The sequence below is a fragment of the Pseudomonas sp. TE36184 genome, from assembly GCF_054060055.1.
The window spans coordinates 1959570-1971836 of the sequence record NZ_JBSSCU010000001.1; the positions used below are offsets into that span (position 1 = coordinate 1959570).

General features: G+C 62.6%; 12 protein-coding genes. 3 read left to right on the forward strand and 9 right to left on the reverse strand.

The genetic code is table 11. From position 1 onward, the window contains the following. Positions 1-3: 3 nt before the first annotated feature. Entirely contained in the window at positions 4-888 is an 885-nt protein-coding gene (locus ACVWZP_RS08490) for an NAD(P)/FAD-dependent oxidoreductase (RefSeq protein ID WP_457369668.1), read from the reverse strand. A gap of 143 nt (positions 889-1031) precedes the next feature. Between ACVWZP_RS08490 and ACVWZP_RS08495 the strand changes: the two genes are divergently transcribed. Beyond that, positions 1032-1469, forward strand: a complete 438-nt coding sequence (locus ACVWZP_RS08495; protein ID WP_046383812.1) for an Rrf2 family transcriptional regulator — start codon at positions 1032-1034, stop codon at positions 1467-1469. A gap of 5 nt (positions 1470-1474) precedes the next feature. Here ACVWZP_RS08495 and ACVWZP_RS08500 read toward each other — a convergent pair whose 3' ends face one another. Continuing rightward, positions 1475-2920 (reverse strand): mechanosensitive ion channel family protein, encoded by a 1446-nt coding sequence (locus ACVWZP_RS08500; RefSeq protein ID WP_046383813.1) that lies wholly within the window; start codon positions 2918-2920, stop codon positions 1475-1477. A 224-nt stretch (positions 2921-3144) separates the two neighbouring features. Between ACVWZP_RS08500 and ACVWZP_RS08505 the strand changes: the two genes are divergently transcribed. Next, positions 3145-4395, forward strand: a complete 1251-nt coding sequence (locus ACVWZP_RS08505; RefSeq protein ID WP_457369669.1) for an MFS transporter — start codon at positions 3145-3147, stop codon at positions 4393-4395. A gap of 176 nt (positions 4396-4571) precedes the next feature. On the opposite strand, the gene ACVWZP_RS08510 is transcribed toward ACVWZP_RS08505, so the two are convergent. The 3 genes from ACVWZP_RS08510 to ACVWZP_RS08520 form a co-directional block, all read right to left on the reverse strand. After that, positions 4572-5438, reverse strand: coding sequence for a pirin family protein (locus tag ACVWZP_RS08510; protein WP_457369670.1), 867 nt, complete (start codon positions 5436-5438; stop codon positions 4572-4574). Positions 5439-5575: 137 nt separating this feature from the next. Continuing rightward, positions 5576-6634 (reverse strand): diguanylate cyclase, encoded by a 1059-nt coding sequence (locus ACVWZP_RS08515; protein WP_046383816.1) that lies wholly within the window; start codon positions 6632-6634, stop codon positions 5576-5578. Positions 6635-6716: 82 nt separating this feature from the next. Continuing rightward, entirely contained in the window at positions 6717-7349 is a 633-nt protein-coding gene (locus ACVWZP_RS08520) for a LysE family translocator (RefSeq protein ID WP_046383817.1), read from the reverse strand. A gap of 142 nt (positions 7350-7491) precedes the next feature. On the opposite strand from ACVWZP_RS08520, the gene ACVWZP_RS08525 reads away from it, so the two are divergent. Further along, on the forward strand, positions 7492-8919 hold the full coding sequence (locus tag ACVWZP_RS08525) for an aminotransferase-like domain-containing protein (RefSeq protein WP_046383818.1): 1428 nt from the start codon (positions 7492-7494) through the stop codon (positions 8917-8919). 4 nt (positions 8920-8923) lie between these two features. Here the strand turns inward: ACVWZP_RS08525 and ACVWZP_RS08530 are convergent, their stop codons facing one another. From ACVWZP_RS08530 to ACVWZP_RS08545, 4 genes are read right to left on the reverse strand one after another with little or no spacing between them, the layout of a single operon-like run. Further along, positions 8924-9589: a methionine ABC transporter permease gene (locus tag ACVWZP_RS08530; RefSeq protein ID WP_046383819.1), complete on the reverse strand. Its 666-nt coding sequence runs from the start codon at positions 9587-9589 to the stop codon at positions 8924-8926. Continuing rightward, a complete protein-coding gene (locus ACVWZP_RS08535) occupies positions 9586-10332 on the reverse strand; it encodes a methionine ABC transporter ATP-binding protein (protein ID WP_301556051.1) in 747 nt (248 codons plus the stop codon). Before ACVWZP_RS08535 ends, ACVWZP_RS08530 begins: the two co-directional genes overlap by 4 nt. After that, positions 10329-11123, reverse strand: coding sequence for a MetQ/NlpA family ABC transporter substrate-binding protein (locus ACVWZP_RS08540; protein WP_057004850.1), 795 nt, complete (start codon positions 11121-11123; stop codon positions 10329-10331). Before ACVWZP_RS08540 ends, ACVWZP_RS08535 begins: the two co-directional genes overlap by 4 nt. 13 nt (positions 11124-11136) lie before the next feature. Further along, positions 11137-12168 carry an isopenicillin N synthase family dioxygenase gene (locus ACVWZP_RS08545; RefSeq protein ID WP_457369671.1) on the reverse strand — a complete coding sequence of 344 codons (1032 nt, stop codon included), beginning with the start codon at positions 12166-12168 and terminating at the stop codon, positions 11137-11139. Positions 12169-12267: the final 99 nt, after the last annotated feature.

The following is a 12267-nucleotide window of genomic DNA, read 5'->3' on the forward strand; positions in this document are numbered from 1 at the left end:
GCCTCAACCGTGAATCAACGAAACGTGCGCGCCCACCCCGGCGCGCACGCCCTCGGCCACCGCCAGCGCCACGGAACCGGCGGCAAGGGACGCATCGCCACAGGCAAACACGCCGGCCACGGAGGTCTGGCGGGTTTCGTTGGTGTGCAGGTATGGGCCGGTGGGGCCGTCGGCCAGCACACAGCCCAACTGCTCGGCCAAGGGGCTGAGGCGAGTGCGGGACATCGTGAATACGCCGTCCAGTTGAATCACGCGGCCATCAGCCAGTTCCAGAGCCACGCGCTCACCGCTGATCCGTGTCACCGCCGTGCGCTCCACGCGGACCCCGCGTCGATCCAACTGCGCCTGTTGCTCGGCATCCGGGGTGAACACGCCGTTGGTGAACAAGGTGGTGGTGCCCCAGTCCGGCAACATCAGCGCATGGTGCATCGCCAGCGGCGAGGTGGCCAACACACCGATGCGACCTTGATCCAGCTCATAGCCGTGGCAGTAAGGGCAATGAAACACGTGCTTGCCCCAGCGTTCCGCCAAGCCTTCGAGGGCGGGCAATTCGTCCACCACCCCGGTGGCGAGGATCAGGCGTCGCCCCTCGAATCCGCCGTTGTATTGCGTGTGCACCCTGAAGCCGCCCGGCGCCGTAGCCGCCTGTAATACGCTGTCCTGCACCCAGGTGACGCTCGGATACTCCATCAGTTGGCTGCGACCTTCGGCGGCAATGACGTCCGGCGCCTGGCCGTCCTGGCTGAGAAAGCCATGGGCGGTGGCGGCAAACCGATTGCGCCGCTGCCCCGCGTCGATCACCAGAACCTTGCGTCGCGCCCGCGCCAATTGCAGGCCGGCGGACAAGCCGGCATAGCTGCCGCCCACGATAATGACGTCATGCATCATGAAAGTGCCCCTTGTCAGGTGCGCGCGGTTATCCGCGCGCTTTCACGACACACCATAAGTTACGTAAAAATAGCACGTCAAGTGTCTCGCAACTTTTTGGGTTACGAAGGATACTTTCGACCGAATCGACTTGAGGTTTTTTGATGAGAAACGACACCCGCCTCTCGCGCATGCTGCATGTGCTGATCCATATGGACCGCCATGAAGCGCGCGCCACCTCGGAGACCATCGCGCAGATGCTCGGCACCAACCCGGTGGTGGTGCGGCGCACACTGGGGCTGCTCAAGGAAAAAGGCTATGTCCGCTCGGAAAAAGGCCATCAGGGCGGCTGGACCCTGGGCAAACCCTTGAGTGAAATCACCTTGCTGGATATCCACAATGCCTTGGGCACGCCGTCGATATTCGCCATCGGCCTGTCCACCGACCACCCGCAATGCCTGGTGGAACAGGCAGTGAACGCGGCACTGAGCGACGCGTTCGACCAGGCCCAGGCACTGTTACTGGCGCGGCTGGGGGATGTGACGCTGGCGCAGTTGGCCGAGGATTTCGACGAGCGTTGCCGCCTCGCCCCGGCGCCCTGATCGCACTATAGCCGGCGCTTGCGCAACCACTGCAGGAACCCCTTTTTCACCGGCACCACCGGTGCTTCCTGGGTCAGGGTCTGCGCCGCATGTATGCGGAAATCCAGCAGCGCTTTCATCGCTTCGCCGATGTCATGCCGCGCATCCAGGCACGGCTTGAGGTATTCCTTCTCGATGCGATAGAGGGTGCAGAAGGTCTTGGCGCGAAAGTCCGCCAGCGTGGCCTCGTCGGACAAGATCCCAGCCTCGCCGATCACCTCCCCCGGCCCCATGCGCCCGGCTTCGAACATGTGCCCAGCCTTGTCCAGCATCACCGAGACCACGCCGGATTCGACGATAAACAAATGATCGCTGACCTCCCCCGCCGGCAGGATCACCGCGCCGGCACGGTAGCTGTGCAGGGTCATGTTCTGGCTGAAGGTGTCTTTTTCTTCCTGGCGCAGGGTGGAGAAAATCGACGAGCGCTCCAGCAACGCCCGCGCCCCCGACAGCGCCGGCGGCGCGCTGCTTTCGGTGGCAGACAGCAAACCGACGCCCGCCGCCTGCAAGTGCCGGAAAGCCAGGTCGTACAGCTGGTTGCGCACTTCGCGCTTGAGCGGCATCGACGGCACAAAGCCGCTGATTTCATACTCCACGCCGTCGCTGGCCGAGGTTTTGAACGCCACGCTCGGCGCCGGTTTGGCCAGCAGCGGCCGGCACCCTTGCATCGCCCGCTCCAGCGCCTCGATCACGGTTTGCGGGCGGGCGTGGGGGCTGACTTGCAGGCTGACCGACAGGCCGAACATATCCGCCGGGCGCGAAAAGTTGACGATCTTGGCCTTGGCCGCCAACGAATTGGGGATCACCGCCATGCTGCCCTGGGAGGTCTGCAACCGCGTAGCGCGCCAATCGATATCGGTGACGCGCCCCTCGGTGCCGTCGATGGAAATCCAGTCATCGAGCTGGTACGGCTTGGTGGTGTTGAGCACGATCCCGGAAAACACATCGCTGAGGGTGCTTTGCAGCGCCAGGCCGACGATGATCGCCACCGCACCGGAGGTGGCGAGCACGCCCTTGACCGGCAGGTCGAGCACGTAGGCCATGGCGGCGATGATCGCAATCAGGAAAATCACCGCGCCCAGCAGGTCCTGCAACAGCCGACCGGTGTGGCCCACGCGCTGCATCATCACCGCGCCGAGCAACACCGTCAGGGTCCGCGCCGCGAACAGCCACCAACCGATCTGCAACGCGGTGGCGGCCAGGTGCAGCGCGGTGTTGTCGGCATACGGCGCGACGAGCATCGGGTTCATGCCGTCGTTGAACAACACGGCGCTGAACACCGCAAAAATCACCAACCGCGCCGCCAGCTTCCAATTGGCCAGCTCAGCGGAAATCAAGCGCCACACACCGATGTCGATAAAGATCAGCGCCAGGGCGCACAACATGGGGTGATCAGCGATAAATGAGGGCATCCAGGCGACTCCAGGGTGAATGCCGAGAAGATCGCATGAAATGGGGATGTGGGGGTATAGCGCGGAGCAAAATGCGGGTGGGAAATTGCACCGTATCTGACCACCTGATTGCATCAGCACTGACCAGGCGTTTGCAGCGCGCCGGATTATCTAGACACCTTGTAAACTCATATTGATGTTTCTTCAGACCGCTATGCCACATCGCTTACACAAAGGAGTTCCCTATGCGTAAGGATTACCTCGCCTTTTTTATCTCGCTCTTTCTATCGAGGCTGGCGGATCAGATCCTGTTGTTTATTGTGCCGCTGGTGGTGTTCCAGACCACCAACAGCGCTTCATGGGCAGGGCTAGCGTTTTTCGTCGAATCGCTGCCGCGATTTCTCGCGTTCCCGCTGTGCGGCGCGCTGTGCGACAAGTACCCGCCTATTAAGATCCTGCATATCAGTCAGGTCTACCGGGCATGGCTCTGTGTGCTGGGGGTGGTGCTCTACGGAATCTTTGGTGGCATCGGTTGGGTAGTGGTGCTGTCGGCACTGTGCGGGGTGCTGACCACGCAAGGCATCATGGCTCGCGAAGTGCTGATGCCGCATATCTTCCAGCACTACAGCTACACCAAGACGTTGTCCTACTCCCAGATCGCCGACCAGGCGGGACTGGTCCTCGGGCCTCTGGTGGCGGCACTGATGCTTGAGGTTTGGGCTTGGCACTGGGTGGTGCTTTGGATCGCCGGATTGTTCCTGCTGGCAGACATGAGCATGCTGGCGTGGCAACGTCTTAGCCGTATGACGCTAGAGGTGTTCGAGCAGCATCAAGACATCTGGCTGCAGCCCTTGAGGATCGCTTTTGGGCATATCCGTAGCCTGGCGGAATTGAAAAAAATCATCATTCTGGCGGTAGGCGTCAACCTGATCGTTGGTGTCACCTTGGCAACTTCGGCGGCCATGGTGATCGGCCAGTACAGCGCCGGCAAGGATAGCTATGCAGGGCTTCAGGCGGCGGGTGCGGTGACAACAATCGTGATCCTGTTCCTTCTCGCTCGGGTGGTGCTGCCTCTGCGAGTCCTCGGGGGTGTCGGATATTCGATGATCGCAACGGGGGCATTCATCAGCGCCCTGAGTCCGAGTCTGCTCGGCTATGTGCTGGGTTTCCTGTTGATCGCAGGCTTCGACAAAATGTTCAACGTCTACATACGCACTATCCGGCAGCGGGTGATACCGCCTCAGGACTTCGGCAAGACGGTAGGTGTGATCACGCTGCTGAACAACATGTCCCAGCCTCTGGCAGGTTTACTGGTGGCTTTGTTAGCTGCGCCCTTGGGCACCCAGACCGTAATCCTGATTTTGGCCGTGTTAACGACTATTCTTGGGACATTTGCCCTGTGGTGGTTCGCAAAGGCTCGCGGCCCATCCCCGAGCTTGATTCTCGAAGCTGACCAAGAAACCGGAAAAAAGAAAGTTGCGTCGGCAGGCTTGTAAGCATATTCCAAGGAAGCATACGGATCATGTCCGCAAAGAAGAGTCTGCCGGTTCGAACTCATGATCGCCGCCGAACGTTTACAGCATAACGACCACTCTCGGCCTCACGGGTCAAGTCCATGCAATTACGCATGTGGGGGCTTGCCCGCTCCCACATTAGGCTTGGCGTCAACCTTTCAGTGCTGCATCTGCCCGAAATGACCGGAGTGGAAATCAGCAAACGCCTGATGGATCTCCTGCTCGGTATTCATCACGAACGGACCATGGCCGACGATAGGCTCTTCGATCGGTTCGCCACTGAGCAGCAGCACCCTGGCGTCGTCGCTGGGCTCCAGGGACAGTTGCGTGCCGTCGCGCTCAAACAGTGCCAATTGCCCCTGGCGCGCGATTTCTGCGCCATTGACCAGCACCGTACCGCGCAAGATCACCAGCGCGGTGTTGCGTCCGGCGTGCAGGTCCAGGGTCAGCGCCTTGCCGGCGTTGAGGCGCAGGTCCCATACGTCGATCGGCGTGAAGGTGCGCGCCGGGCCTTTGGTGCCCGCGAACTCACCGGCAATCAGGCGCAGCTGGCCAGCCTCATTGGCCAGCGGCAGCAGCGGAATATCGCCGTCGCCAATCGTCTGGTAACCGGCGTCGGCCATTTTGTCCTTGGCCGGCAGGTTGACCCACAGTTGCACCATCTCCAGCACCCCGCCGCTACGGGCGAAGGCTTCGGAGTGGAACTCTTCGTGGAGGATGCCCTTGGCGGCGGTCATCCATTGCACGTCGCCGGGGCCGATCGTGCCGCCAGCCCCGGTGGAGTCGCGGTGCTCGACTTCGCCGTCGTAGACGATGGTCACGGTTTCAAAGCCGCGATGCGGGTGCTGGCCGACGCCGCGACGTTGTGTGGTCGGGGTGAAATCGGCCGGGCCCGCGTGGTCCAACAACAGGAAGGGGCTGATGTGCTTGCCCAGGGTGTCGTAGGAAAACAGCGTGCGTACCGGAAAACCGTCGCCGACCCAGTGGGCGCGGGGGCTGGTGTAGATGCCGATGAGTTTTTTCATGGTGTACCTCCAAAGTGCCTACACCATAAGTCCCAAGGGCCTTGGGGACTAGCCGGCAACCGCGGCGTTGTTCGTTCTATGCATAGGACAATCAGCACGTCCTCAGTTTGTTTTTGCTGGCTGGGGACGCCGTCCCACTAGACCGACCTCAACCAAGGCCCCTGCACCGCGCTGACCCGATTGCGCCCGCTGCTCTTGGCGTCATATAACGCCTGGTCGGCATCGTTGAGCCAACTGGTCGAATCGCTATGCCCGACCCGATAAGGCGCCAGGCCGATGCTCAAGCTGACACGCAGGGTCGGGTCCTGGGCATAGGCCAGCGCATTGAAGCGATCGCGCAGGGTATCCATCACTTGCGTGGCGCGGTTGAGCGGCACGTCCGGCAGGATCACGCAGAACTCGTCACCGCCGTAGCGTCCGGCCAGGTCGGTGGCGCGCAGGTTCTGGCGCAGCACTTTGCTGAGCTGGCGCAGGACGAGATCGCCGGTGACATGGCCGTAGGTGTCGTTGATCACTTTGAAATGATCGATGTCGATCAGGGCAATCACCGCGCCCTGCTGCCCGCCGTGGCAGCGCTGGAACTCGATGTCCAGATGGCCCTTCCACGCGCCATGGTTGAGCAGGCCGGACAAGCTGTCGGTGCGACTCAGGGCCAGCAGCTCACGCTTGTGCCCGGCCAGGGACACCGCCTGGCGATAGCAAATCCAGCCCAGGGCCAGCGGATACAGCATCAGGATCGGTAAACAGGCATACAACTGCGCCTGGCTGGTCATGCCGATGAAGGCCGGGGTGAAGATCAGCAGCGACACGCCGACGCCCAACGCCTGCGCCACCCAGCCCGCCAGCATGAAACGGGGACCACCGATGGCCACATTGTTCATGGTCATCATCGACAACGTGGTGACGCTGGGCAGTGGGTTGAAGTGCATGGCACCGACCCAGAAGCCACCGCAAAACGAATCGAACAGCAGGTTGTGGCGCTCGCAACGCAATGTGTTGGCGCTGCGGCGTGCCCATTGATAAGCCAGGTGCGGCCAGACAAAGCCGTTGATCAGCATCAACGCCCACACCCAAAGCGGTGGGTTCAACGCAGACATGCCAAAGGCCACGCAGGCAAAGCCAAGTGTCAGCCCCAACGTGCGGGTTTTGTACAAGCGGGTAGCGAGCGGAACTCCATTTCCTCCGGCGGCTGGCATGGTGAGGTGCGATCCTGGGTAGGTGCCTGGAGTCTATCAGGGCAACAGCATATCGCCACTACCCCTTGTAAGCTCAGCGCCGTCAGTGGGAAAAGCCCCGCGCCAGCATCCCGGCGACGCCCAGCAACAACAATGCCGTGATCCGTTGCAACCAGACCCGCCGCCGGGGGTTTTCCAGTACCGGCTTGATGCGCTGGCCGAAATAGCCATACAGGCAGCCGCTGGCGAACTGCAGCACCAGAAAGGTCAGCCCGAGGATAGCGATGTCCGCCATCGAGTTGTGCTCCCCGGCCCCGGCGAATTGTGGGAACACGGCGCTGAACATAATGATCGCCTTGGGGTTGGAAAACCCGGTCAGCAAGCCCTTGCCGAACAGACTGCGTGCGCCTTCCACGGCAACGACCCCGTCGATGGACACGCCGCTGCCGGTCCACTGTTTGTAGGCCAGGTAGAGAATGTAGGCGACGCCGACCATCTGGATACCCTGGGTGATGGCGAGGTTGCCTTTGATCAATTCCGAGAAACCCACGGCAAAGATCAGAATAGAGACCAGGTACGACACACTGGCGCCGAGCTGCGCCGGGATCGAGCCGCGCAAGCCGTCCTTCAAGCCCAGGCTCAACAGCAGCAAGGTCATGGGGCCGGGGCTGAACGTCACGGTGGCGCAAAACAGCAGAAAGTAGAGAAACGAAGAGAGCGTCAACGCGCTTGTCATAGCCTTGGACCTTGGGAAGACAGCCGGAAAGTGGCGGGATAGCCGGCAGTCTAGGGCCGCGGCATTGCGCAGGGCAGGTAAAGTAAGGCCTAATCCGGCCCTACTTCACCGGTAAAATCACCAGCAAAGACAAGGAAGCCGCATGTTTGTATCCGCCATCGCCTTTCGGGCTGGCGCACCCAAGGTGCAACAGATCGTCGAGGCGTTCAGCCAGGCCATCGAGAACGGCGAATGGGCGCCCGGCAGCAAGTTGCCGTCGGTGCGTGAACTGACCCAGACCCTGGGCGTGAGCAAGTTCACCCTCAACGAAGCGCTGGACCGCCTGCGCGGGCGCAACCTGTTGACCTCGAGCCAGGGCCTTGGCCACTTTGTGACAACAGACATCATCCGCGCCGCCTCGACGAGCTGGGTCGACCTGTTGCCCCAGGACTTGCTCAGCGTGTTACGCCGGCCGTTGGTCACCGTCAATGGAGATCTGCGCCCCGGTGGCGGGCATTTGCCGGAGGAGTGGCTGAACAGCGAGGCGCTTCGCCAAGCCATGCGTAGCGTGGTGCGCGCGCCGTCGCTGCGCCTTGCCGGGATGGGCACGCCGGCCGGGTTCCTGCCGTTGCGCCAGGCATTGCAACACAAACTGCATGCCGAAGGGTTGTCGGTGCCGGTGGAGCAAATCATCACCACGCCCAACACCCTGCAAGGCCTGGACATGCTCATGCGCCTACTCGCCCGCCCCGGCGACACGGTGCTGCTCGACGCGCCCTGCTACTTCAACTTCCACGCCAACCTGGCCCTGCACGGGGTCAAGGTGGTGACGATCGAGCGGCGCCCGGATGGCTTCGATTTCGACGCCCTCGAACAGTTGCTGGCCGAACATCGCCCCAGCCTGTACCTCACCACCAGTGTGTTGCATAACCCCACCGGGCACTCTTTCAGCCCCAGCCAGGCGTTTCGTCTGCTGCAACTGACCCGCCAGTACCACTGCCATATCGTCGAGGATGACCTCTACGGCGACCTGCACCCCAACCCGCCGCCGCGCCTGGCCACCATCGCCGGCCTGGACCAGGTCACCTACCTGTCGGGCTTCTCGAAAATCCTCAGCGCCAACACCCGCGTCAGCTACGTGGTGGCCGCGCCGCAACTGGCGGCCAACCTGACCCATATGAAGTTGATGAGCGGCGGCGTGACCTCGGAGCTGTTCGAGCAGATCGTCTACCGCATGCTCAGCGAAGGCAGTTACGCCCGACACCGCAAGCGCATGGTGCAGCGCTTGCTGGAAGCCGGTGCGCGTGTCGAACAATGGCTCAAGCGCTGCGGCTGTCAATTGCCGATGGCGTATGAAGGCGGCATGTTCATCTGGGCCCGCCTGCCGCCGGGGGTGAACGGCGAACAGTTGGCCCAGGAGGCGTTGAAGCAGAACATGGTGCTGGCACCGGGGGCATTGTTCGGTTACGACCCGGCGCTGCCTGATTCGATGCGCTTCAATGTGGCCCACAGTGACGGGCCCGGGGTGCAACAAGCCTTCGAAACGCTGTTGCTCAAGGCTGTGCGCGAGCCGCGATCACTATCGACATGAAGGCTCATCGGCGATGCGCCAACGACCTGACGCAGCGATCGCCCAGGCTTTGCACGCCCTGCACGAGCACCACCAACACCACCACCGTCACCACCATGATCTGGTTGTTGAAACGCTGGTAGCCGTAGCGAATCGCCAAGTCGCCCAACCCACCGCCGCCGATCACCCCGGCCATGGAGGAAAAGCCGATCAGCATCACCAGGGTCAACGTGACCCCGGCCACCAGCGCCGGCAAGGCTTCGGGCAGCAGCACCTTGAAAATCACATGGCGGATATCGCCGCCCATGGCCACGATTGCCTCGATGCGGCCCTTGTCCACGTCATCCAGGGCGGTCTCGACGATGCGTGCGAAAAACGGAAAAGCACCGATGGTGATCGGCACCACCGCCGCCGTGCTGCCCAGGGTGGTGCCGACAATCAGGCGGGTCAGCGGAATCAGCGCGATCAGCATCACCACAAACGGCAGCGAACGCCCGAGGTTGATCACCGCACCCAACGCACGGTTGAGCCTTGGCAACGGCAACAGCCCACCCGCGCGGCTGATAAACAGCAGCACGCCCAATGGCAGGCCGATCAACAAGGTGAACAGCCCCGCCAGCAGCACCATGTACAGGGTTTCGCCGGTGGCGTTGAGCAGCAGTTGGAGAACTTCATCCCAGTCGGTTTTCATCCCGCCCTCACCACCTGCAGGTTGGGCGCCAGCGCACGGCCCAGGCGCGAGGACGGGTCGGCCTGCAGTTGCAGCAGCGTGCCGCTTTCCACCACGCGCCCCGCCGCCAGGGAAACCGCGCTGTCGCAGATCGCCTTGACCACGTCCAGCTCATGGGTGATCAACACGATGGTCACCCCCAGTTGCCGGTTGATATCGCGCAACAGCGCCAGGATCGAAGCGGTGGTTTCCGGGTCCAGGGCGCTGGTGGCTTCATCCGACAATAAATACGCCGGGCGCGCGGCCAGTGCGCGAGCGATGCCGACACGCTGCTTCTGCCCACCGGAGAGTTGCGACGGAAACGCCGCCGCCTTGTCGCTCAAGCCAACCAACGCCAGCAACTGCGCCACCCGCGCGACGCGCTCGTTCTTGGGCACCCCGGCGATCTCCAACGGCACCGCGACGTTATCCGCCACGTTGCGCGAGTGCAGCAGGTTGAACCCCTGGAAGATCATGCCGATGCGCTGGCGTTGCTGGCGCAGCGCCTTGCCGGTTAACCGGGTCAGGTCCTGGCCATCCATGAGGATGCGCCCGGACGTCGGCCGCTCCAACAGATTAAGGCAGCGCAGCAACGTGCTTTTACCGGCGCCGCTGCGGCCGACGATGCCAAAGATCGAACCATCGGCGATCTGCAACGACACGTTGTCCAGCGCCGCCGGCTGGCCGTCGGCGTAGGTTTTGCTGACACCCTCGACGACGATCATTCGAGCGCCACCGGGATCACCGAGCCGGCATATTTCTCGCTGATGAACTTGGCCACCGCCGGCGAGCGCAGGTCTTTGGCCAGTTGCTGGATGCGCGGGTCCTGCGCCAGTTTGGGCGTGGTCACCAGGATATTTGCGTAAGGGTTGCCCTGAGCCTTCTCCAGCCCCAGCGCATCCTTGGCCGGTTGCAGCCCGGCTTCCAGGGCGAAGTTGCCATTGATCACTGCCAGGTCGACATCCTCCAGCGCCCGGGGAATCTGCGGCGATTCGATTTCCAGGATCTTCAGGTGCTTGGGGTTCTCGGCAATGTCCTTGGGCGTGGCCTGGTCCTTGGACGCATCGTTGAAGCCCGGTTTGAGGGTGATCAGGCCATTGGCTTGCAACAGGTACAGGGCGCGACTGAGGTTGGTGACGTTATTCGGCACGGCGACGGTGCCTTTGTCCGGCACCTGGTCGAAGCGGGTGTGGCGGTGCGAATAGATCCCCAACGGTTCGATATGCACGGTGGCGGCTACCGCGAACGTCTGGCCGAGCGCCTGTTCCTGGGCCTTGAGATACGGCAGGTGCTGGAAGTAATTGGCGTCGACATCGCCATGGGCCAGCAACTCATTGGAGTTCACGCCGCTGGGGATCTCGATGATGTTCAGCTTCAGGTCCGGGTCGAGCTTCTGCACGTATTCGAGGATTTGCGCATGGGGAATCGGGTCGGCAGCGACGCGCAAGGCATCGGCGGCCGCCACATTGAAAGCGCTCAGCAAGGCCGCCAGGGTTAGTGTGAAGGTCTTCAACAGAGTGATCTCCTGATCAGGCGGACAGTGCATGGGGCAGTGTGGCGTCGGCGTAGAAACGCTGGGCCACATCCGGGTGGGAACGCAGGCGGCCCTTGAGGTAGTTCCAGCCGACGTCGCGCAGCAACGGGTTGCGCGGGTCGCTGGTGGGGCCGTGGGCATCGCGCAGCAGTTCGGGCGCCAGCGGGTACACCGGCACCACCGCATCCAGCTGCGCGCCGAGGAAAAACGCCAGGGACACGCGCTCGCGGCCCACCGGCGGCGACACCACGCGGTGGACCGTGGCGCGCAGATAGCCGTTACTGGCCAGCTCGAGCAATTCGCCGATATTCACCACCAGCGTGTCGGGCCGCGGCGCGGCGTCGATCCAGCGCCCCTCCTCCACTTCCACCTGCAAACCGGCCTGCTGGTCTTGCAGCAGGAAACTCAGGAAGCCGGAGTCCTTGTGCGCGCCAACGCCCTGGCGACTCTGCCCGGCGTGGCGACCGGGGTAGCGGATCAGCTTGATATGTTCGTTGGGCTTGTCGCCGTACAGCGCGTCGAATGCATTTTCGGGCAGGGACAAGGCCTGGGCGAACGCGCGCAGCAGGCGCAACGACATCCGGGTCATCGCGTGCTGCCAGGCCAACACCCGAGGTTTGAGCTCGGGCAGCGCCGCCGGCCATTGATTGGGGCCTTGCAGGCGCGCCCAGGCCGCGGGGTGTTGCGCGACGGCCAAGGGTTCGCGCTCGGCACCAACGTCGAACTGCTCACGCAGGTCCGGCTGGCCCCGGGTGATTTCCGAGGCCGCGCGGTTATAGCCGCGAAAGTGCGGAGAGTTGATCATCCCGACGGCCAGCTTGTCTGCCTCGGGCAAGGCGAAAAAAGCCCGCGCCTCCTGCTGCACCTCGGCCAGCAACGCCGGGGCGATACCGTGACCGGTGAGGTAGAAGAAGCCGACATGCCGCGCGGCAAAACGCAGCTCATCGAGAAACGCGCTGCGCTGCGCCGGGCTGCCATCGAGCAGCGACAGGTCCAGCAGCGGCAAGGCGGTGATTGATTGCAGCATCGGCGGCTCACTCCATGAACGTCTTGGGGGAGCGACCAAGCTAAACGATCTTAAAAAACGGTAATAAATACCTTTTTAGAATTAGCTTAAGCCGTCGTC

Coding starts and splice junctions, on each gene's coding strand:
- ACVWZP_RS08490 (WP_457369668.1), bottom strand. CDS start 888: ATGATGCATGACGTCATTATCGTGGGCGGCAGCTATGCCGGCTTGTCC.
- ACVWZP_RS08495 (WP_046383812.1), top strand. CDS start 1,032: ATGAGAAACGACACCCGCCTCTCGCGCATGCTGCATGTGCTGATCCAT.
- ACVWZP_RS08500 (WP_046383813.1), bottom strand. CDS start 2,920: ATGCCCTCATTTATCGCTGATCACCCCATGTTGTGCGCCCTGGCGCTG.
- ACVWZP_RS08505 (WP_457369669.1), top strand. CDS start 3,145: ATGCGTAAGGATTACCTCGCCTTTTTTATCTCGCTCTTTCTATCGAGG.
- ACVWZP_RS08510 (WP_457369670.1), bottom strand. CDS start 5,438: ATGAAAAAACTCATCGGCATCTACACCAGCCCCCGCGCCCACTGGGTC.
- ACVWZP_RS08515 (WP_046383816.1), bottom strand. CDS start 6,634: ATGCCAGCCGCCGGAGGAAATGGAGTTCCGCTCGCTACCCGCTTGTAC.
- ACVWZP_RS08520 (WP_046383817.1), bottom strand. CDS start 7,349: ATGACAAGCGCGTTGACGCTCTCTTCGTTTCTCTACTTTCTGCTGTTT.
- ACVWZP_RS08525 (WP_046383818.1), top strand. CDS start 7,492: ATGTTTGTATCCGCCATCGCCTTTCGGGCTGGCGCACCCAAGGTGCAA.
- ACVWZP_RS08530 (WP_046383819.1), bottom strand. CDS start 9,589: ATGAAAACCGACTGGGATGAAGTTCTCCAACTGCTGCTCAACGCCACC.
- ACVWZP_RS08535 (WP_301556051.1), bottom strand. CDS start 10,332: ATGATCGTCGTCGAGGGTGTCAGCAAAACCTACGCCGACGGCCAGCCG.
- ACVWZP_RS08545 (WP_457369671.1), bottom strand. CDS start 12,168: ATGCTGCAATCAATCACCGCCTTGCCGCTGCTGGACCTGTCGCTGCTC.